Below are 19,937 nucleotides of genomic sequence, written 5' to 3' on the forward strand. Positions count from 1 at the left end.
CGTTCATCCACCGGGGTTGTGCCTATTGCAGATGAAGGGCAAGGCTATTTGAAGAGGTGGCTAGACAGCGAAGTAATGGGATTCAGCAATTCGACAGTCCTGCGCTGTCGCAGGTTATGGCAGGGAATTGACGCACGCGGCCGCTAAGCGCGACAGGGTCAGCCCCAAGTCATGCACCGAATCGCCCCACCAGACGGTGCCTTGAACCGGCAAAATCAGGCGCGCAGACGTGACAGACTGATAGCCAGACCAAGTCCGCCGACGAATCAACAAAGCACGCCTCATGACGTGTGATCTGCAACAGCCTGCACTCCTCCTCGTCGGCTAGGATCGCCTCGACCACATGCTCACCCTCAGTCAGAGGAGCGACCTTCGAAAGATAGGATAGGGCGTCTGCATCACGAAATTCTGCCGCAGATAATCCGGAGCCACTGCCGCGTTCACATAGCGATCCTCCAATTGCACCGCCACATTATTCTCGTAGTGCACGATCAGAGAATGAAACACCCGCTGCCCTTCGCGCATCTCCAGCGACAAGGCGTGGTCAGCGCTAGCCCCCTCCTCGCATAGGAGAATCACCTTGCAGTGGTGGTAATGGTCACGCTCGCTGATTTCATCAGCAATGTTGTTGACGGCAAATAAAGCCGATTGACCTTTGCGTTCGGCTACGAACGCCCCCACTCCTTGCATGCGCACTAACACACCATCGGCGGTGAGCTCACTAAGAGCGCGACTTATGGTCATGCGACTCAATCCAAGTTCCTGAGCCAGTTCACTTTCCGAAGGTATACGCTCGTGAGCCGACCAGGTGCCACTCAAGATCAATTGGGTGATCATCTGCTTGACTTCTGCATAGAGCGGCGCGGGGGAATCACTGAGCTGATCGACCCGCGAAGGAAAAATCCTGGATTTCTTCGGCACGTGGCTCTCCTCCTCAAACTGGACAGCGGCCTCCTCCCACCGCAAACGCACGACCGAGTAGGCAGAGCGCGTGCGAAGGAGCATCTGAGCGACCCAACAGTCGCTCGAAGGCATTCCGGTTACTTCAGGTTGCCACTGAGGAACTGCTGAAGGCGCTCGCTTTTGGGATTGCCCAGGACATCTTCAGGGCAACCCTGCTCTTCCACGAGCCCTTGATGGAGGAACAAAACCTGGTTCGACACCTTGCGCGCGAAGCTCATCTCATGGGTCACCATAATCATGGTTCGGCCTTCTTCGGCCAACCCCTGGATAACCTTAAGCACCTCGCCCACCAACTCCGGATCCAGTGCCGAAGTGGGCTCGTCGAACAACATGATCTCCGGCTCCATGGCCAGCGCCCGGGCAATAGCAACCCGCTGTTGCTGCCCACCGGAGAGAAAGGCCGGGTATTGATCGGCGACGCGGGACGGCAAACCTACCTTGTCCAGGTAACGCCGAGCCCGTTCCTCTGCATCCTTCTTACTGACACCCAGTACCCGGCGCGGGGCCATTGTGATGTTGTCGAGCACTGTCATGTGGCTCCACAGGTTAAAATGCTGAAACACCATCGCAAGGCGCGTGCGCAGACGCTGCAGTTCATCTGCGTCGGCCACATGCATGCCGTGGCGGTCATGGATCATGCGAATTGGCTGGTTATCCAGGCCCATGGCACCGTCGTTGGGCGTTTCCAGAAAGTTGATACAACGCAAGAAGGTGCTCTTGCCCGATCCACTGGCGCCGATCAGGCTGATCACATCGCCTGTCTTGGCATTGAGCGAAACGCCCTTGAGCACTTCGTGGTTGCCATAGCTTTTATGCAGGTTTTCAACGGTCAATTTGTACATGTTCAAACATCCTGAATTAATGAGCCGGGCCGAGGAAAGACAGCCAACGGCGTTCAGCCAGACGGAACAGGCCAACCAGAGAGAAAGTGACTGCGAGGTAAATCGCGGCGGCGATACCGAACGACTGGAAAGTCAGGAACGTTGCCGAGTTGGCGTCCCTTGCGACCTTGAGAATGTCCGGCACAGTGGCGGTGAACGCTACGGTGGTCGAGTGCAGCATCAGTATCACTTCGTTGCTGTAGTTCGGCAGCGAACGGCGCAGTGCAGACGGCATGATGATGCAGGCATATAGCTTCCAGCCGCGCAGTCCAAAGGACTTGGCTGCTTCGACTTCACCGTGGGCCATGCTGCGGATCGCCCCGGCGAAAATCTCCGTGGTGTAGGCGCAAGTGTTCAAGGCGAACGCCAGGATGGTGCAGTTCAATGCATCGCGGAAGAATGCGTCGAGCATGGGCTGGGAACGCACCGCTGCGATGCTGTAAATGCCGGTGTAGCAGATCAGAAGCTGTATATACAGTGGCGTGCCACGGAACAAATAGGTATAGAACTGCACCGGCCAGCGCACCCAAACGCAGGTCGAAACCCTGGCAATCGACAACGGAACCGACATCACGAAACCGAAGAAGAGCGAGGCACTGAGCAGCCACAGCGTCATCGCCAACCCGGTGATGTGGTAGCCATCGTTATAGAGGAAGGGCTTCCAGTATTCCTGCAGTAGCTCGATCATCGCACGGCCTCCCGAGTGCCTGCGGCGTAGAAGATTTCTAGCCGGCGCAAGACGTAGTTCGATGCGGTGGTGATGACCAGATAAATCAAGGCAGCCAGCACCAGGAAAAAGAACAGTTGATAGGAGCTCTTGCCCGCGTCCTGAGCCACCTTGACCAAGTCGGCCAGACCAATGATCGAGACCAGCGCGGTAGCCTTGAGAATGACCATCCAGTTGTTGCCAATACCCGGCAAAGCAAAACGCATCATCTGCGGGAACAGCACGAAGCGGAAACGCTGGGCACGGGTCAGGCCGTAAGCAGTGGCCGCCTCCATCTGGCCACGGGGCACAGCGAGGATCGCCCCACGGAAAGTCTCGGTGAAGTACGCCCCGTAGATAAAGCCTAGAGTTATCACACCGGCACTGAACGGATTGATCTCAATGTAATCCCAACCCATGGCGGCGGTCAGATTGGTCAGCCAGGTTTGCAGGCTGTAGAAGATCAACAGCATCAGAACCAGATCCGGCACTCCACGGATCAGCGTGGTGTAAGCCTGCGCGGGGACGCGAAACAGTGCCGACCTTGAAAGCTTGGCACTGGCACCGATCAGGCCCAAGACCACGCTTAGCAGCAAGCAAAGGAAGGATAACTTGACAGTCATCCAGGAGCCTTGCAGCAACAGCGGGCCGAAGCCCTTGAGACTGAAGCCTGACAGCCCCAGCATCTGCAATATGTTTTCTAACATTGGGGAGCCCTTCGTAAATCAGGAAAACGCCCATCCGCAAATGGGCGCAGCGTCATTATTTGCCGCTGTAAATATTCTGATCACCGAAGTGTTTCTTTTGGATGGCCGCGTAGGTGCCGTCGTCGTGCAGCGCCTTTATACCTTTGTCCACCAGGGTTTTGAGCTCGGTGCTGCCTTTGAGGAGACCCATCGCCGTTTTCGCTGGCAGCAGCTCGTGATCGACTGGCTTACTGACTTCAAAGTCGGCGCCTTGCGGGGACTTCAGGAAACCCATTTCAGCTTGCAGCATGTTCTGAATTGAGGCGTCGAGGCGACCAGTCACCAAGTCAGAATAAACTTGGTCTTGGTTGGAATAGGCCTGGGTCTTGATCCCGGCCTTGTTCAGCACGGCCTTGGCGTAGGCCTCCTCGGTGGTGCCTTGTTCATAGCCCACGGTCTTGCCAGCCAGCGTCGTGATGTCTTCGCTTAGGCCAGAGCCCTTCTTGAACACGAACGAAGTGGGCACCGAAAACAATTCGCTGGAGAAGTCGATGACTTTTTCCCGCGATGAGGTCACGGTCATGGCAGAAATCACGCCGTCGAATTTATTGGCCTTCAGGCCGGGGATCATGCCGTCGAAATCGCTTTCTACCCACTTGCACTTGACCTTCAGTTCAGCGCAAATCGCGTTACCCAGATCAATATCAAAGCCCACCAGGCTACCGTCGGCGGCCTTGGATTCGAAGGGCGCATAAGAGGGGTCGACACCAAAGCGCAACTCCTTGTACTCCTTGGCCACGGCAGAGCCAGCAGCCACGCATAGAGCCAATACTGAAAGGGTCAAAATAGATTTTTTCATTGTTTTTATTCCTAAGAACCAACAGAAGCGCTTGTGGCGCACGAGTACAGTTATGGAGCACGTGTGTCGTTGCACAGAACACACACAGCCCCCCATTTGCGGATAAACGTGTCGAGACGCGTGGTCGACTCTAACGCGCAAATACATACTTGTACAGACAGGCATAGTCAATCAAGCAGCCATTTATCTGGTCGACTGCCTCAAGACGCGTGATGAAGGCCGCATAGTGCCGGGAATACGGCTGATTGAAGCGTCTTCGACACGAGCAACACCCTGACGGTCAACTACCCCTCAGTGCCCCGATCGTCAGTGGGCGGCTTCCCAGGCGATAGCTTGAAGAAGGTAGGTGAGTTCGCTTTGACTCCAGGTTTGGCCTGTGAGCACCAGGCAAGGCCTACTGCCATCTATCTACGTGGCTTTGCTCTCATCGCTGCTGGGATGAAAGGCTGCGACAGCATATTCCATTTTATCGAGCTTAATGCCTTCAATAGGAATTTGGCTGGGCACACTAACCAGCAACATAAAAGGCCCTTATCGGGCCTTTTATGTACTCAAACAAAAAACACTTGGTCCATGACTTAGCGATTGCGGAGCCATGCACGACCTTCTAGACCCTTTTCTACGCTGTCCTCTTCCACGGAGGAACCACAATGTCGAACGCAAACTTACTCCCTTCCCTACTGTACAAGATCAATCAAAATCAATTGGCTCTCGAAGCCGCCATCATGGGGCTTACCGAGCGCACCAGCAGTTCGGCATCAGCATCCGCGGTGAACCCTTCAACAGGCGGCTTGAGCTTTCTTGAGAACTATCCGGTGGAAGAGAAGCAGCCACGCAATATCGCCTTTTTCACCCAACGGGCGCTGGTTGCTAGTGACGGCTAGAAAAGCGAAATAGTCGGCACTTACGCGGTCAGCAACAACAGCGTTTTGAAAATTGTCGGTGAAACGGTGTCGGGCAAAGGCGCGCTATGGATTGAGATACTGCAAACGTCGGTGGCGTAATCATCGGGCGGGAGAAAGACGCAACACTTGGAGGTCAGGAGTTGGCTCATTCTGACCTACATGGGATTTTGCCTTTCAAGCTCGCGTGACGGGTCGAAGGGCTGAATATCCACACCCACAGGGCGTGGACATTTGCGAATAAACCCTCTACCGATCCGCTTACTGCTTAGCGTGTTGCACCTGCGCTTCAGGCATCGCCGAAGAATGGTGATTGAGAATCTTCCACTGACCGTCGACCTGTTCGTAGACGAAGGTATAGCGTGCCTGCACCTGACGGATCTTGCCGCTCGCCTCCGTCAGGCTGAAGGTATAGACGCCGCTGTCCATGGCCACGTTACTACCCAGCTGGCGGATTTCGCGGTAGTTGATTTGGCCCACCGGCTTGAGCGCCATAAAGTGATCGAAGTAGTCCTTGATCTGGTCCGGCGTGGTGCGCACCTGATTGGACACCGTTGGCTGCAACACGGCGTCCGGCGCATAGAGGTCGACCACCGATTGAACGTTACCGGTCTGCAACGCGCTGTTCCAACGGTCAAACAAACCAGCAATCTCACGGTCCTTCACGTTGGCAGGCGCTTCGGCCACAGTGCGGTAAACATGCGGGGCCGTCTCCGTTGCTTGAACAAACGGTGCGCTCAAGGCAAAAAGCAGGGCGATGGCCGGGGTTTTGAATTTCATTGCGATACTCCAGTGGTGGTCGTTGAGCACACTTTGCCAATTCGCCAGCCACCCGACATCGGCCAACCGGAGTCATTTATCTATGCCATTTGGCAGATGGCGCCCGGTACGGTTAACAAGGTTTAATGACCTCCCCCTGCGCCCGCGGCGCTTGTCTCAACGCCGGAGTCGAAGCATGCAAAGCCCGCCACACGACTCCGGTAGCGCCTTGGCCATCCGTACCCAATATCGACAATCCGAGAGTCGCGCGGCGCGCCTGCGGCTGTTGGTGGACACCGGACAGGAGTTGACCCGACTGGTCCCGGACGCCATGCGCGAGCGAGTGTTGGCTCGGGCCTGCGCCTTCCTCGCGATGGACCACGGGTTGCTGCTGGAGTGGGATACCGACGGGCTTGTCAGCACCACCGCCCGGCATGGCAGTAGTGATCGACTGAACAGCCTGGAGGTCGTCGCCGACCGCGCAATGCGCACGCCGTACTGGCAGGACCGTCCAGGGGAATCCTTGCCCAATGTGCTGCGGGTGCCGTTACGCGGTGGCGATGGGAATGCCTTTGGCGCCCTGGTGCTGGCCAACAGCTTGCGTCTGCGGGCGCCGGACAATGAAGACAGCGAATCCTTGCAACTGCTCGCCACCCTGCTGGCCGCGCACCTTGAAAACTACCGATTGCTGACAACGCTGAAGAACCGTGATCGCACCCTGTCGGAGCTGGTCAACCGGTTGTTTCGCGCACAAGAAGACGAACGTAAACGCGTTGCTTATGACCTGCACGACGGCCTGGCCCAAACCCTCGCCGGATTGCACCAGCGTCTGCAAGGTTTTGCCGGCCGTTGCCCGACATTGCCGGACACCCTCGGGGCGGACTTGCAGGCGATTCTGGCGCTGGCCCAGCATTGCGTGGTTGAAGGCCGGCAACTGATCGGCGGCCTGCGCCCGACGGTGCTCGACGATTTCGGATTGCTCAAGGCTGTCGACAAAGAAGCCGATCGGCTGCGCGAAGCCGGAATCAGCGTGCACTGGATCGCACGTTGCGAGGCGCGTTTTCCCAGTCAGGTGGAGATCGGTTTGTTCAGGATCGCCCAGGAAGCGATCAACAACATCCTCAAACATGCGCACGCCAAACAGGTACAGCTGGGGCTGGAACTGCACGAAGGTCAGGCCTTGCTGCGGGTGGACGATAACGGCAAAGGCTTTGCTTCCACCGAACTACAAGTCGATACCGACAACGCTCGACATCTGGGCCTCTCCACCATGCAGGAACGTGCCAGCCTGTTGGGTGGACGCCTCACCTGCGTCAGCGCAATCAACTGCGGCACCCAACTGCACGTCGGCGTGCCCGCGAACCTGGATGGAACACCCCAATGACCCACGTCTTACGTCTCGTGCTCGCTGATGATCATGAAGTCACGCGCACCGGTTTCATCGCCTTGCTGGCGGGTCACCCGCAATTCGAAGTGGTCGGTCAGGCCCGCGATGGTCAGGAAGCAGTCGAGTTGTGCGAACGGTTGCTGCCGGACATCGTGATCCTCGACATCCGCATGCCGTTGCTCAACGGCCTGGGCGCCGCACGCCTGCTTCAGCAACGCCTGCCTGCCCTGAAAGTGGTGATATTCACCATGGACGACAGCCCCGACCACTTGGAAGCGGCCATGAGTGCCGGCGCCGTCGGTTACCTGCTCAAAGACGCCAGCCGCGCCGAAGTGATCGACGCCCTCCAGCGCGTCGCCGTCGGTGAAGAAGCCCTCAATAGCTCCGTCAGCGCCCGTCTGCTACGACGCATGACCGAGCGTAATGCGAGTGGCGGCACCCCCACCGAAAACCTCACTGCCCGAGAACGCCAGGTGCTTGGATTGGTGGCCAACGGCATGAGCAACCGTCTGATCGGCGAGAAACTGGGAATTACTACCGGCACGGCAAAAGCCCACGTCGAACGGGTCATCGGAAAACTCGGGGCGGCTGATCGAACCCAGGCGGCGGTCCGTGGCATTGCTCTGGGCCTGGTGACTCAACAATGAGGGTGTTTTACGCCAGACGCTGGGCCGACCTGCCGCTACGGGGCAAGGCACTGGTGGTGATTTCCCTGCCATTGGTGGTCCTGCTGCTGTCACTGGTGTTGATCTACATCACCGAGCGCCAGACCGCCCGTGCCGAAGAAGACGTGCGCCGGGTATTGCTGGTGCAAGGTGATATCCAGACCGTGCACACATTGCTCGCCGAAGCGGCCGCCAGCGTGCGCGGTTATCTGCTGACACATCGGGAAGATTTCCTGCCGGGTTATCTGAAAGCCAAGCCCCTGATCCAATCTGCCCTGCGCCGGCTCGATAGCAACGTTCGTGATGAACGGGTACGTGCACAACTCACCGCCATCACGCCACTAATCAACAGCAAAATCGATGGCCTGGAGCAAATGCTCAGCGATAGCGAGGCAAAATCCGAGTCGATCACCACCATCCTGATCAATAACAAATACATCCTCGATGAATTGCGCGAGCACATCAGCACCATGCTCACCCTTGAGGACACGTTGCTGGCGGAACGTACTGCGGCGGCATACGCGACCCGCCAGCGGCTGTTGTTCTCAACCTTGCTGGCCGCCCTCTGCGGACTATTCGGTGCCATCGTGGCGGTGCTGTTTTTGTCCAAAGGGATCGTGGCCAGGGTGCAGCAAGTCCAGGGCAATGCCCAACGCCTGGCTCTCGGGCAGCCGTTGCGGCCGCAACGGCCAGAGAACGATGAGATTGGTCAGTTGGGCACTCGTCTGGTGGAGGCCGGCTTACTGCTGGCTGAACGCGAGCGAGCGTTGCGCGACAATGAAGAACGCTTGCGGCTGATCATCGACGGCGTGAAGGATTACGGGATCTTTGCCCTCGACACCCAGGGTTATGTCACCAGTTGGAACGCCGGCGCCGAGCGGATCAAAGGCTATACGGAACAGGAAATCATCGGCCAACACTTCTCGGTGTTTTACCTGGCGCAAGAGTGCCCGCAGCATCCCGAGATGGCCCTGCGTGAGGCCACTCGCAACGGGCACTACATGGAAGAGGCATGGCGCATTCGCAAAAATGGCAGCCGCTTCTGGGCCAGCGTGGTGATCACCGCGCAATACGACAGCAGCGGCGCGTTGCGCGGGTTCTCGAAGATCACCCGAGACATTACCGATCGCCGCGCGGCCGAGATTGCGTTGCGGACCGCCCGCGAAGAAGCCGAGCGCGCCAGCCGGGCCAAAAGCGAATTCCTGTCGCGCATGAGCCACGAACTGCGGACCCCGCTCAACTCGATCCTGGGCTTTGCGCAACTTCTGGACATGGACTCGCTCCCCGGGCAAAAGGCGCAGATCAGTCACATCCTGCGTGCCGGACAGCACCTGCTGACTTTGATCAACGAAGTGCTGGACATTGCCAAAATCGAAGCCGGACGCCTGCCGCTGAACATCGAATCCGTGCCCCTCGCGATCGCCCTGCAAGAAGCCCTGACACTGGTCTCGCCGATGGCCGCCGACGCCGGCATTCATCTGACGCCACTGCCAATGCTGGCCGCTGACAGCGGGATCGTCGCCGATCGACAACGCCTGACTCAGGTGCTGCTGAACCTGCTATCAAACGCCATCAAGTACAACCGGCCTGAGGGTCAGGTGAGCATCGAGGTCAAGATTGATCAGCAACGAATCCATGTGTCGGTCAGCGATACCGGCAAGGGCATTGCGGCTGATCGCCTGGGTCAACTGTTCAAGCCGTTTGAGCGTCTTGAAACCGACCCGAATGTGGAAGGCAGCGGCCTTGGCCTGGCGTTGAGCAAAAGCCTGCTGGAAATGATGAATGGCAGCCTGACCGTGCAAAGCCAACCCGGCGCCGGTTCCCGATTTACCCTGGAGCTACCGTCTGTACGCTTGCAGGAAACCGCCGGGACAGCCGCTGCGCCAATTGATAACCGATCGCTAATCCCTGCACTCGCAGGCCCCGAAGTTCAGGGCAAGATGTTGTGCATCGAAGACAACCTCTCCAGCCTCGCGCTCATCGAAACCGTGCTGCAACGGCGACCGGGGATAAAACTGCTCTCAAGCATGCAAGGGCAACTGGGGCTGGATCTGGCCGCCCAACATGCGCCACAGCTTATCCTGCTGGATGTCTCCCTGCCGGACATCGACGGGCTGAACGTTCTGCAGCGCTTGCGCCAGTCCGCAATCACCCGAACCACCCCGGTGCTGATGATCACCGCCGACGCCAGCGACCTCACGCGTCTGGCCTTGAGCGACGCGGGCGCGACAGCCGTGCTAACCAAACCGATTCACATTCCTTCGTTTCTCGCACACCTCGACCAGTACTTTCCGGAGCCCGTGTGAACACCGACCTGCGCATTCTGATCATCGACGACCAACGCCCCAACCTCGATCTGGTAGAGCAACTGCTGGTACGCGAGGGACTGACCAACGTGCTGAGCAGCACCCAGCCGCTGCGGACTCTGGAGCTGTTCAACAGCTTCGAGCCGGACCTGGTGATTCTCGACTTGCACATGCCCGAGTTCGACGGTTTTGCCGTCCTGGAACAACTCAACCGGCGCATCCCGAGCGGTGAATACTTGCCGATCCTGGTGCTCACCGCCGACGCCACCCGCGACACCCGCTTGCGCGCCCTGGCCCTGGGAGCCAAGGACTTCATCAGCAAACCACTGGATGCTCTGGAAACCATGCTGCGGGTGTGGAATTTGCTGGAAACCCGTGTGCTCTACAAGACTTTGCGCACCTTGGTGCCAGCGGATCAGATCGATCTGCTGCAAAGGCGGAGTTCAAAGTCATCCAACTGAACGCCGCGTCGGCGATGGGCCCTGTGGATCGCAGAGGGGATAGCGGCACCAGACGATCCTTGAGCTACGTTTCCAACCAAACGCTGGCAGACTTTACGTAGCAGTGCAGACTTCAAAACGGTGTATGCGTTTTCACACAGCCTGGGCTATCGCCCGTTTCAGCCGCTTCAGACTCGAGCGGGTGGCACGATGATTCGGGTGCTCTGGACAGATATTGCGCTTGAACGGTGCGAGTGATCCAGGGACGCTCAATAGACAGCGTCCTTCACTGCGTATGGAATCGGCACACCAAATCCCGCTGGTGGTCGGCGAGTCTGTTCAATCGCGTGTTGGCTTCTGATGCTTGATCCATCCCTTGTGTCACCGCCGTGGCCACTGCATCGATATTCGCGATGCTCTGCTGGATCTCATCGGCCACCGCTGATTGCTGCTCGACCGCGCTGGCGATCTGCATGTTCATCTCGGTAATCACCGAAACCGCCTCGACAATCCGGTCCAACGCCTGACTGATCTGTGCCGATTGCTGCAAGCTGTCGCAAGCCTTCGCCTGACTGACCTGCATGGCATCGACCGCCTCCTGCGTGCCTCGTTGCAATTGCTGGATAAGCCTCTGATTTTCTCCGGTGGCATTTTGCGTTTTGCGTGCCAGGCTCCTGACCTCGTCCGCGACCACAGCAAAACCTCGACCCTGCTCCCCTGCCCTGGCGGCTTCAATAGCCGCATTCAGGGCAAGCAAATTGGTCTGCTCGGCAATTCCACGGACCACCCCCAGGATTGCGCTGATATTTTCGCTCTCCGTTGCCAATTGTTGGACCGTTGCCACCGCGTGGGTTATGTCCCCTGACAGGGCTTGCACCGCGGCGGATCGCCGCCATCCCGCTGCTGAACGCCACGCCGGATTCGGCCAGCTCTAGCTCGCAAATTTTTGCCTCGAGAATCTCGACCATCGGGTTGCTCATGCGGCTGTAAATAAAACCTGGCGCCTTACCCAACACTACGTCGTACCAGACGTCGATGTCGTCATAACCATAGGCGGCGCTGACCACGATGGGCGTTTGAGTGGCATTGTAGGGATGCCTGACTTGCTCCCCGCCCCACACTGCACGGGTTCCCGAACCTGCTTTAACAAGCCCTGCGTCGTCTGGTTTTTTACTCATTAGGACTACTCGCACTGAAGGCGGTGGATGTTGCGTCACTCACCAGATCTGGCGGCCAATATAGTGAAAAATAGCACCGCCGAGAAACGATGTTGTGCCAAAGGGCCGCTTTTTTAATGGCTGTGATTGCCTGGAGCCAGGTCAATTGCAACCTTTCGTCATAAGACGGAGCACGGCGGCTGATGTAACGATCTCTCTCGACGCCTGCGCCATCGTCAACACCGCATGCTCCAAGTACGCCAGTGGACACTCTGACATCTGCATCAGGGTCTGCCCGGCCACGGCAGCCCTACCACGTTTTTTAAGGCTACTTAATATGCCCTTTAAAGTGTGTTGGCTGTTCCGCGCCGCCCTCCCGGCCCGGTCGAGTACAGAGGATGCTTCTGAATCCCAAAAGATGAATATCTGGCAGATCAGCAAATAAAATCTGACCACTGAATGATAAGGTCGAGGACAGTCTCTGAAGAGTCTGAGTCATGTAAATTCTCATGCAGTGAAAACGAAGTGAACAGTTAGAGCCAAGGACAACTTGGCAAACTGCACGCCACCTACTCGCCTTCATTTGCGGGCATGATCTGTGCATACTCCTCTCTATTGCTCGAACGGGAGACTCTGATGGCAGACGATGTGAAAAGTGAAGCGGGCAGTGGCGAGACTCCGGCTTATTGGCGCGCCCAAGAGATGTTGTTGCTTCAGCAGGTGATGGCCATTGCTGGCAAAAACTTCAGCCCCGAACTGGTTTTCAAGGAGGTCCTGCATTTGCTTTCCCAGCTTTTGGGGTTGAACCGTGGCCGCATCGTGCTCATCAATGAAGGGGAAAGATCGGGCAGCATCAAACATGCGTACGGCCTCACCCGGGATGAAATGAGTCGTGGGAAGTACGCCTTTAATGAAGGCATTACAGGTCGAGTGCTGGCGACCGGACAAATGATCATTGTCCAGGATATCGACAACGATCCTGTATTTCTGGGTCGTGTGGTGGCCAGGGAAAATCTGCCTGAGGGACAGGTTGCCTTCCTCGCTCTACCGGTCTTGATAGGCCATAAAACTGTCGGTGCCCTCGCCTGCCATCGAATCCGCCTGAGATCCAGACCGCTCGCTGACGACATCACTATTCTTCGTATCCTCACGACACTGGTGGGGCAATCACTGCATTTGCAAAGCTACATTGAAGAAAAAACCCGCGCACTTTCCATGCAGAACGATCTGCTGACCAAAGCGCTTCATGCGGACGCCACTCGCTACGGCATTGTCGGAAACGCTCCCGAATTGCTACGTGCGATTTCTGAGCTGGAGCGTGTCTCTGACGCAACGGCCAGTGTCCTGCTGCTTGGTGAATCAGGTACAGGCAAGGAGCTTTTTGCCAGGGCCCTGCATTTGGCCAGCCCACGACGTGACAAGCCCTTCATCAAGGTCAACTGCGCCGCCATCCCTGAAAGTCTCTTCGAGTCTGAATTGTTCGGCCACGAAAAAGGTGCCTTTACTGGAGCCGCAGCGATGCGTGCGGGTTGGTTCGAGCAAGCCAATGACGGCACCATATTTCTGGACGAAATCGGCGAGATGCCACTGCAGATGCAGACCAAACTACTGCGAACATTGCAGGAGGGCATCATCACCCGGCTTGGCGGGAAATCCGAGATCAAAATCAACGTTCGACTGGTCGCCGCGACCAACCGTGATCTTGCGACCGAAGTCGGCCGCGGCCAGTTCAGGCAGGACCTCTACTACCGCCTGAACGTGATCCCTATCCATCTTCCATCCCTTGCAAGTCGGCGCAGCGATATCCCTGTTCTGGCCATGCACTTCTTGAACAAGGTCAACCAGGTCAATCAGCGCAACATCAACCTGAAGGCTGATGCCATCCAGTTGCTGGAAGATCACCACTGGCCCGGCAACATCCGTGAGCTCTCGAACATGATTGAGAGAATCGTTCTTCTGGCGCAAAAATCGTCGATGAGTGCTGAAGACTTGAAACCATTTTTCAGCGCCAGCACAGAAGAGAATCTGGCGCTTTCAGGTGGACGATCAACACCCGAGTACGCTCGCGAGCCAGCGATTCCTTTCAGTTATGCCATTCGACCCTACGTATCGGCTGAGTCACATTCCGCCGAAACGCTTACCAGGGCCTTGGCCCAGGCAGGCGGTAATAAATCCAGGGCGGCCCAGCTCCTTGGATTGACCTCTCGTCAATTCAATTACCGCATCAAGAAAATGGGCCTGGAGTAGCCCATTAAAAAACAACAGAATGTTAACAATGCTTACATTTTGTTCACGGCATCGATCACTCTGGCCGCCCTTCGCGATCCATACCCTATGAATACATTCATAACCATATGAAATATATGACTTTTTGATGTTTAAGCGTTTTTGGCACGCCCCCTGCAATTGACTCTCTATCAATGCCCTTCAAAGGAAGGGACAGGAAATGGAGAAGCCCCTCATGAACCAGAACCTCTCTTGCGAGAACAGCGAATCCATCAAACGCCGCGGTGTCTGCATGAGCGTTAATCTGCAGGAGGCCGCTCTGTGAACGTCGCACCTCGTTTTTCACAACTGACGCCTGGCGCCGAACCCACCCTCATGGAGCAGGTTCAGCAGATTTCTCGCGGCCCATTGGCCAAGCTCGCGAACACCATTGATCATGATGGCTACTATCCGCTCGACGTGATGGGCGATCTGGGTGCCAGCGGTGCCTTGGGCATCCACTTGAACCGCTACGGCAACCGTTTTGACCTTGCACTGACGGCGATGAACGAAGTCACTCGCTCATGTGGGTCTACCGGCTTTCTGATGTGGTGTCACGACGTCTGCGGCCTGTACATGGAGCAATCCGGCAACCCTGCGCTGCTTGCCCGGCTGGACGCTCACGCCAAGGGCAAGACGTTCGGCGGCACCGCGCTTTCAAATCCGATGAAAACCTTTGCCGGTATCGAGAGCATGGTGTTCCGGGCTCGAAAGGTGCCGGGAGGCTACAAGGTTTCCGGAACGCTTCCATGGGTCAGTCACATCGCCAAGGGCCAGTATTGCGGCGCCATCGCAAAGGTCGAAAATGCCGATGGCAGCACCTCCCACGAAATCATGTTTTTGCTCGATATAGACGACACTGTCGACTTGGGAACATGCCCCGATTTCTCAGGCATGGAAGGTACGAGTACCTGGCGCGTTCAACTGCAGGATTACTTTGTCGGCGAGGACAACCTGATTGCCGATCCCGCCAAACCCTTCATTGCCAAAATCCGCTCCGCCTTCGTACTTCTACAGGCGGGCATGGCCACCGGACTGGTTGATGGCAGCATCGATTCGATTCGTGAAGTGGAGCCCGTTCTGGGCCACGTAAACCACTTTTTGCATGACCGTCAGGATCAGTTGCAAGCCGAACTCGATGAGTTGAACTCGCGGGTGGCCCGGCTTGCCCTGACGCCCTACGACGACAGCAAGGACTTCTTCATCGAAGTACTTGATGCACGCGCTCAAGGCGCCGAGCTTGCCCTGCGTGCCACGCAGTCGGCGCTGCTGCATCAGGGGGCTCGTGGGTACCTGAAAAGTGCGGCGCCGCAACGCCGTATTCGCGAAGCCCATTTCGTGGCCATCGTCACCCCGGCCATCAAACATTTGCGATGGGAAATGGCACGACTGATGAAAGAGGAAATGCCGAAATGAGCGCTTTAGTCGATACCTGGAAGCAGTTCATCTGCCGCGCCTGCGGTCTGATTTACGACGAAGAACAAGGGGACCCGGATAGCGGCCTCGTTCCCGGCACGCGGTTCGAGGACATTCCGGATGACTGGGAATGCCCGCTTTGCGGTGTCACCAAGGTCGACTTTGAGCCTTTTGTCCAATGCGAAGCCGCTCCATCCTGCGCGCCCGTTGGCCCGACGCAAGCGCCTGGAATTGTGGTCGTTGGTGCGGGCCTGGCTGGCTGGGCCGCCGTCGAAGCCATCCGTACGCTGGATGCTGAAATCCCCATCACCCTCATTAGTGCCTGCGTCGGCAATCTTTACCACAAGCCAGAACTGTCTGTAGCGCTGAGCCGAGGGATCACGGCTGATGCAATCGTTCGAGAATCCGCCAACGATGCAGCCAAGCGTTTAGGCGTGAAGCTTTATACCGAAACATTTGTGGTGGGGTTGGCGACGGGCTCGCATCAGCTTCGCACGACGCGTGGCGCCCTTCAGTACACCAAACTCATTTTGGCCCAAGGCGCAAAACCGATCCTTCCACCAGAATTCCCTGCGCACCTGTGCTGGCGCGTCAACGACCTCGCGGGTTGGAGCGGGCTCCAGATTCAACTGGCACGAGCCCCACAACGTGTAGCCATCGTCGGCGCAGGGATGATCGGGTGCGAAATGGCAGAGGACTTTGCCAAAGCCGGCCACGAAGTGACGCTGATCGACCGCCAAACCCTCCCCCTTGGCGGACTGCTGCCAACTCAAGCCGCAGAACGACTGAAAGCCAGCCAACTGAAGTGCGGAATCAATTACATCGGCGGTGTTCAGGTTGCAAAAATCACAGACCTGGGCGCTGGCGTGAAAAGCATCACCACGACCTGTGGCGTCGTCATTGAAGTGGATCACATCGTCGCGGCTATCGGCCTGGCAACCGAAAACCGGCTGGCGCGGATTGCCGGACTGGAGTTTGAACGAGGCATCAAGGTTAATCCCGCAACGCTGCGGACCAGCTCTCCCGATGTTTTTGCCCTGGGAGACTGTGTGAGTCTGGATGGCATGGCGTGCCGCTTCATCGAACCTATCGCCAAGCAGGCCCGGGCAATTGCTCATGAGGCGCTTGGCATACCCGGCGCCGCTTACGTCCACGCACAGCCCGTTATCCGACTCAAGACCCGCTCACTTCCCATTGAAATCCACGGATCGCCTCGCCCGGAAGGTGAGTGGATCGTTCTGGAAGAAGACGTCAATTACCTGGTGATGCATCAAATTGTAAATGGCCAGCCTGGCTCCTTGCTGCGCGTAGGCAGCAATAAAGCTGCGTAATCAATGGAATTTCGTGAGGGCGTCGGGATGAGCAAAACTAATATTTTTACCCCCTACTCAAGTGAGTCAAACCTGGGTGGATGCAGTTGCGGAGCCCATGCAAGCCAGGCCGATCACGTCCGGGACGAAGAAGCGTTGTCCCATGACTTTATCGAAGCGGCTGCGGTCAAGGCACTGTTCCCGAACGAGCACACTCGTCGACAATTTCTCAAGGCGGTGGGTATCAGTACCGCAATGGCGGCGATCGCATCGGTTCTGCCGCTACCGTCGCTTCAGGCCATGGCTGATGAACGCGGCCCTCTTGAGAAGAAAAACCTCAAAATCGGTTTTATCCCGATCAACTGCGCGACCCCGTTGATCATGGCTGACCCCATGGGCTTCTATAGCGAACAGGGCCTTCAAGTCAGCCTTCAAAAGACCGCAGGGTGGGCGCTGGTTCGAGACCACATGCTCAACCGCGAGCTGGATGCCTCACATTTCCTCGCCCCGATGCCACTGGCCATCTCCATGGGGCTCGGCTCTAGCCCGCAGCCCATGCGGGTTGCCACAATCCAGAACGTTAACGGCCAGGCGATTACCCTCGCGCTCAAGCATAAGGACAATCGCGATCCGAGAAACTGGAAAGGCTTCAAGTTCGCCATTCCGTTCGAATTCTCGATGCATAACTATTTGCTTCGCTATTACCTGGCCGAGCATGGACTGGACCCTGATCAAGACGTTCAGCTTCGCGTCACGCCGCCCGCAGAAATGATCGCCAACCTGAGGGCCGGCAACATCGATGGTTTTCTTGGCCCAGACCCCTTCAATCAGCGCGCGGTGTATGACGAAATCGGCTTCATCCACATTCTCTCCAAGGATATCTGGGATGGCCACCCTTGCTGTTCGTTCGGGTCGTCGCAGGCCTTTATCGAAGAAAACCCCAATACCTTTGCCGCGCTGTACAGAGCGATTCTGAAGTCTTCGACCGCCGCGAGAGACCCTGCAAACCTGCAGACCATCTCTCAGGCAATCTCGACACCGAACTACCTGAACCAGCCTGAAATCGTGATCCGTCAAGCGCTTACCGGACGTTACGCCGATGGTCTCGGGACGGTGCAGAATCAACCAGGACGCGCCGGCTTCGATCCAATGCCTTGGTACTCGATGGCCACCTGGATGCTGGTGCAGATGAAGCGCTGGGGCTACATCAAAGGCGAGATGAACTTTAACGACCTGGCTGAAAAAGTGTTCTTGATGACGGATGCCAGAAAGCAAATGGCCAACCTGTCGCTGGCTGAAGCCGATGCGGCTCCGATCAACGGGTACAAGAAGTTCTCGATCATGGGCAAGGAGTTCGACCCCACGAAGGCCACTGAATATTTGAACAGCTTTGCTATCAAGCGCAGTTGAGGAGCGATTATGAAATCGACAATCAAGTTGAAGGCAGCAATGCTGTCAGTGTGCATATTGCTGTTCATGATGATGGTGTGGCAGTTTGCAACTCAGCCCAACAAGCAAGACCTGAAGATCGCGCACGACGCTGAATACGCGATGCTGATGGGCAAGTCTGCAGATGGCGCTTCGAGCAGCGCAAATGGCGTTCCGACACCCGCTCAGTTTGCCGCGCTGGCTTACAAAAACCTGAGCGACCCTTTCTATGATCGCGGGCCCAATGACAAGGGGATCGGCATCCAGTTGGCGTACTCGCTCGCACGTGTTGGTGCAGGTTATTTCCTCGCCGCTCTGGTAGCGATACCTCTGGGATTCCTCATTGGAATGTCGCCATTGCTGTATCGCGCCCTGGATCCATTCATCCAGGTGCTCAAGCCCATTTCACCACTGGCCTGGATGCCGATTGCGCTTTACACCATCAAGGATTCGACCACGTCAGCGATTTTTGTCATTTTCATCTGTTCGGTCTGGCCGATGCTGATCAATACCGCATTCGGCGTGGCAGGTGTAAGAAGGGACTGGCTCAACGTCGCCCGTGTGCTTGAGGTGAGCCCGCTGCGCAAAGCCTTTCTGGTGATCCTCCCTGCCGCAGCGCCGACGATCATCACCGGCATGCGCATTTCCATGGGTATCGCCTGGCTGGTTATCGTCGCTGCGGAAATGCTGATCGGTGGGACAGGGATTGGCTATTTCGTCTGGAATCAATGGAACAACCTTTCACTGGGCAACGTCATCTTCGCCGTTTTAATGATTGGTGTGATCGGCATGCTCCTTGATCTCATGTTTGCTCGCCTGCAAAGGAAGGTCACTTATGCTGAATAATGAATCCAGTAACGCGCCTTTCATTAAGGTCGAAGGCCTGACCAAGCAATATCGTGCCGATCTGCCTCCGGTATTCGAGAACATCAATTTCGGCATTCAGAAGGGCGAATTTGTCTGCATCATCGGGCATTCCGGCTGCGGCAAGAGCACCATTCTCAATGTCATTGCCGGCCTGGAAGAAGCCACCAGCGGCGGTGTAATCATGGGAGGGAAAGAGATTTCAGGCCCCAGCCTTGATCGAGGCGTAGTGTTCCAGAGCCATGCGCTCCTCCCTTGGTTGACCGTGGAGGACAACATCGCCTTCGCCGTTCGCTCTCGCCATCCCGAATGGAACCGCAAACAAGTCCTGGAGCATGCAGCGAAATTCCTTGATCTTGTCGGGCTTAAATCCGCTGCGAAAAAGAAACCCAGTGAACTCTCTGGCGGCATGAAGCAGCGTGTAGGCATCGCCAGAGCATTTTCCGTCGAACCTAAAATGTTGTTGATGGATGAACCTTTCGGCGCGTTGGACGCGCTGACCCGAGGGGTGATTCAGGATGAACTGTTGAAGATCTGCGGGGCAACAAAACAGACCGTCTTCATGATCACCCACGATGTAGACGAGTCCATCCTGCTGGCCGACAAGATCATGCTGATGAGCAACGGCCCTCACGCCAAGGTCGCAGAGATAGTCATCAATACGCTACCGCGCGAGCGTAGCCGAGAGACTATCCATCATGACCCTCAGTTCTACCGGATTCGAAATCACCTGGTCGACTTCCTGGTTCGTCGCTCCAAAGAGATCCAGCAGTGCGGTTCTGCACAGAACAGTGAGCCATTGATTGTTCGCCCAGGCCTGGAAGAAAGCACGCCCCCGCCCGATCCCTCTAAAGATCAGAAACCCAAAATAAGAATGGTCAACTGACCACTTAACGATGGCCAACTTCATTCCCCATGCTGCGCCAAAACGCGGCAAGGGGAG

Annotated in this window: 17 protein-coding genes and 2 pseudogenes; 11 read left to right on the forward strand and 8 right to left on the reverse strand. The window is 56.8% G+C overall.

What is annotated here, in order from left to right; genetic code table 11:
* Positions 1 to 169 precede the first annotated feature (169 nt).
* The 5 genes and pseudogenes from hutC to ACIOVD_RS02840 all read right to left on the reverse strand — a co-directional run bounded on the left by hutC (position 170) and on the right by ACIOVD_RS02840 (position 4,095).
* A pseudogene (hutC, locus tag ACIOVD_RS02820) lies at positions 170 to 837 on the reverse strand (histidine utilization repressor).
* 203 nt (positions 838 to 1,040) lie between these two features.
* On the reverse strand, positions 1,041 to 1,805 hold the full coding sequence (locus tag ACIOVD_RS02825; RefSeq protein WP_159389962.1) for an ABC transporter ATP-binding protein: 765 nt from the start codon (positions 1,803 to 1,805) through the stop codon (positions 1,041 to 1,043).
* A 16-nt stretch (positions 1,806 to 1,821) separates the two neighbouring features.
* The gene (locus ACIOVD_RS02830) at positions 1,822 to 2,532 is read right to left on the reverse strand and encodes an ABC transporter permease (RefSeq protein ID WP_167654969.1); all 711 of its coding nucleotides are present in this window, start codon (positions 2,530 to 2,532) and stop codon (positions 1,822 to 1,824) included.
* Complete coding sequence (locus tag ACIOVD_RS02835; protein ID WP_159994999.1) at positions 2,529 to 3,257, reverse strand: ABC transporter permease; 729 nt, start codon at positions 3,255 to 3,257, stop codon at positions 2,529 to 2,531. Before ACIOVD_RS02835 ends, ACIOVD_RS02830 begins: the two co-directional genes overlap by 4 nt.
* A gap of 55 nt (positions 3,258 to 3,312) precedes the next feature.
* The gene (locus ACIOVD_RS02840; RefSeq protein WP_159994997.1) at positions 3,313 to 4,095 is read right to left on the reverse strand and encodes a transporter substrate-binding domain-containing protein; all 783 of its coding nucleotides are present in this window, start codon (positions 4,093 to 4,095) and stop codon (positions 3,313 to 3,315) included.
* A 650-nt stretch (positions 4,096 to 4,745) separates the two neighbouring features.
* Here ACIOVD_RS02840 and ACIOVD_RS02845 point away from each other — a divergent pair.
* A complete protein-coding gene (locus tag ACIOVD_RS02845) occupies positions 4,746 to 4,979 on the forward strand; it encodes a hypothetical protein (RefSeq protein WP_205885516.1) in 234 nt (77 codons plus the stop codon).
* 279 nt (positions 4,980 to 5,258) lie between these two features.
* Here the strand turns inward: ACIOVD_RS02845 and ACIOVD_RS02850 are convergent, their stop codons facing one another.
* Complete coding sequence (locus ACIOVD_RS02850; RefSeq protein WP_167654970.1) at positions 5,259 to 5,777, reverse strand: SgcJ/EcaC family oxidoreductase; 519 nt, start codon at positions 5,775 to 5,777, stop codon at positions 5,259 to 5,261.
* Positions 5,778 to 5,952: 175 nt separating this feature from the next.
* Here ACIOVD_RS02850 and ACIOVD_RS02855 point away from each other — a divergent pair, with 175 nt between their 5' ends.
* Genes ACIOVD_RS02855 through ACIOVD_RS02870 form a run of 4 tightly spaced genes read left to right on the forward strand, consistent with a single transcriptional unit; the run spans position 5,953 to position 10,575 of the window.
* Entirely contained in the window at positions 5,953 to 7,140 is a 1,188-nt protein-coding gene (locus ACIOVD_RS02855; RefSeq protein ID WP_401126034.1) for a sensor histidine kinase, read from the forward strand.
* A complete protein-coding gene (locus ACIOVD_RS02860; protein WP_159994991.1) occupies positions 7,137 to 7,790 on the forward strand; it encodes a response regulator transcription factor in 654 nt (217 codons plus the stop codon). Before ACIOVD_RS02855 ends, ACIOVD_RS02860 begins: the two co-directional genes overlap by 4 nt.
* On the forward strand, positions 7,787 to 10,114 hold the full coding sequence (locus ACIOVD_RS02865) for an ATP-binding protein (RefSeq protein WP_159994989.1): 2,328 nt from the start codon (positions 7,787 to 7,789) through the stop codon (positions 10,112 to 10,114). Before ACIOVD_RS02860 ends, ACIOVD_RS02865 begins: the two co-directional genes overlap by 4 nt.
* A complete protein-coding gene (locus tag ACIOVD_RS02870; RefSeq protein ID WP_159994987.1) occupies positions 10,111 to 10,575 on the forward strand; it encodes a response regulator in 465 nt (154 codons plus the stop codon). Before ACIOVD_RS02865 ends, ACIOVD_RS02870 begins: the two co-directional genes overlap by 4 nt.
* Positions 10,576 to 10,840: 265 nt before the next feature.
* Here ACIOVD_RS02870 and ACIOVD_RS02875 read toward each other — a convergent pair whose 3' ends face one another.
* Positions 10,841 to 11,431: a methyl-accepting chemotaxis protein gene (locus ACIOVD_RS02875; RefSeq protein ID WP_167654973.1), complete on the reverse strand. Its 591-nt coding sequence runs from the start codon at positions 11,429 to 11,431 to the stop codon at positions 10,841 to 10,843.
* Between the two features lie 7 nt (positions 11,432 to 11,438).
* Positions 11,439 to 11,732: pseudogene (locus ACIOVD_RS02880) on the reverse strand (PLP-dependent transferase); the annotation flags it as partial.
* 615 nt (positions 11,733 to 12,347) lie between these two features.
* Here ACIOVD_RS02880 and ACIOVD_RS02885 point away from each other — a divergent pair.
* The 6 genes from ACIOVD_RS02885 to ACIOVD_RS02910 all read left to right on the forward strand — a co-directional run bounded on the left by ACIOVD_RS02885 (position 12,348) and on the right by ACIOVD_RS02910 (position 19,880).
* Positions 12,348 to 13,958, forward strand: coding sequence for a sigma-54-dependent Fis family transcriptional regulator (locus ACIOVD_RS02885; RefSeq protein WP_159994983.1), 1,611 nt, complete (start codon positions 12,348 to 12,350; stop codon positions 13,956 to 13,958).
* Positions 13,959 to 14,258: 300 nt separating this feature from the next.
* Entirely contained in the window at positions 14,259 to 15,392 is a 1,134-nt protein-coding gene (locus tag ACIOVD_RS02890; RefSeq protein WP_159994981.1) for an acyl-CoA dehydrogenase family protein, read from the forward strand.
* Positions 15,389 to 16,723, forward strand: a complete 1,335-nt coding sequence (locus ACIOVD_RS02895; RefSeq protein WP_401126038.1) for an FAD-dependent oxidoreductase — start codon at positions 15,389 to 15,391, stop codon at positions 16,721 to 16,723. The genes ACIOVD_RS02890 and ACIOVD_RS02895 overlap by 4 nt, the downstream gene beginning before the upstream one ends.
* A 27-nt stretch (positions 16,724 to 16,750) precedes the next feature.
* A complete protein-coding gene (locus ACIOVD_RS02900) occupies positions 16,751 to 18,112 on the forward strand; it encodes an ABC transporter substrate-binding protein (protein ID WP_159994976.1) in 1,362 nt (453 codons plus the stop codon).
* Between the two features lie 9 nt (positions 18,113 to 18,121).
* Positions 18,122 to 18,976 (forward strand): nitrate ABC transporter permease, encoded by an 855-nt coding sequence (gene ntrB, locus ACIOVD_RS02905; RefSeq protein WP_159994974.1) that lies wholly within the window; start codon positions 18,122 to 18,124, stop codon positions 18,974 to 18,976.
* Positions 18,966 to 19,880: an ABC transporter ATP-binding protein gene (locus ACIOVD_RS02910; RefSeq protein WP_167654974.1), complete on the forward strand. Its 915-nt coding sequence runs from the start codon at positions 18,966 to 18,968 to the stop codon at positions 19,878 to 19,880. The genes ntrB and ACIOVD_RS02910 overlap by 11 nt, the downstream gene beginning before the upstream one ends.
* Positions 19,881 to 19,937: the final 57 nt, after the last annotated feature.

Origin of the sequence: Pseudomonas sp. NPDC087626 (assembly GCF_044743405.1) — a bacterium.
GTDB lineage: Bacteria > Pseudomonadota > Gammaproteobacteria > Pseudomonadales > Pseudomonadaceae > Aquipseudomonas.

What these genes read in the sequence shown, in the direction of transcription:
- ACIOVD_RS02825 (WP_159389962.1), bottom strand. Translation starts at nt 1,805, where the DNA reads ATGTACAAATTGACCGTTGAAAACCTGCATAAAAGCTATGGCAACCAC.
- ACIOVD_RS02830 (WP_167654969.1), bottom strand. Translation starts at nt 2,532, where the DNA reads ATGATCGAGCTACTGCAGGAATACTGGAAGCCCTTCCTCTATAACGAT.
- ACIOVD_RS02835 (WP_159994999.1), bottom strand. Translation starts at nt 3,257, where the DNA reads ATGTTAGAAAACATATTGCAGATGCTGGGGCTGTCAGGCTTCAGTCTC.
- ACIOVD_RS02840 (WP_159994997.1), bottom strand. Translation starts at nt 4,095, where the DNA reads ATGAAAAAATCTATTTTGACCCTTTCAGTATTGGCTCTATGCGTGGCT.
- ACIOVD_RS02845 (WP_205885516.1), top strand. Translation starts at nt 4,746, where the DNA reads ATGTCGAACGCAAACTTACTCCCTTCCCTACTGTACAAGATCAATCAA.
- ACIOVD_RS02850 (WP_167654970.1), bottom strand. Translation starts at nt 5,777, where the DNA reads ATGAAATTCAAAACCCCGGCCATCGCCCTGCTTTTTGCCTTGAGCGCA.
- ACIOVD_RS02855 (WP_401126034.1), top strand. Translation starts at nt 5,953, where the DNA reads ATGCAAAGCCCGCCACACGACTCCGGTAGCGCCTTGGCCATCCGTACC.
- ACIOVD_RS02860 (WP_159994991.1), top strand. Translation starts at nt 7,137, where the DNA reads ATGACCCACGTCTTACGTCTCGTGCTCGCTGATGATCATGAAGTCACG.
- ACIOVD_RS02865 (WP_159994989.1), top strand. Translation starts at nt 7,787, where the DNA reads ATGAGGGTGTTTTACGCCAGACGCTGGGCCGACCTGCCGCTACGGGGC.
- ACIOVD_RS02885 (WP_159994983.1), top strand. Translation starts at nt 12,348, where the DNA reads ATGGCAGACGATGTGAAAAGTGAAGCGGGCAGTGGCGAGACTCCGGCT.
- ACIOVD_RS02895 (WP_401126038.1), top strand. Translation starts at nt 15,389, where the DNA reads ATGAGCGCTTTAGTCGATACCTGGAAGCAGTTCATCTGCCGCGCCTGC.
- ACIOVD_RS02900 (WP_159994976.1), top strand. Translation starts at nt 16,751, where the DNA reads ATGAGCAAAACTAATATTTTTACCCCCTACTCAAGTGAGTCAAACCTG.
- ntrB (WP_159994974.1), top strand. Translation starts at nt 18,122, where the DNA reads ATGAAATCGACAATCAAGTTGAAGGCAGCAATGCTGTCAGTGTGCATA.
- ACIOVD_RS02910 (WP_167654974.1), top strand. Translation starts at nt 18,966, where the DNA reads ATGCTGAATAATGAATCCAGTAACGCGCCTTTCATTAAGGTCGAAGGC.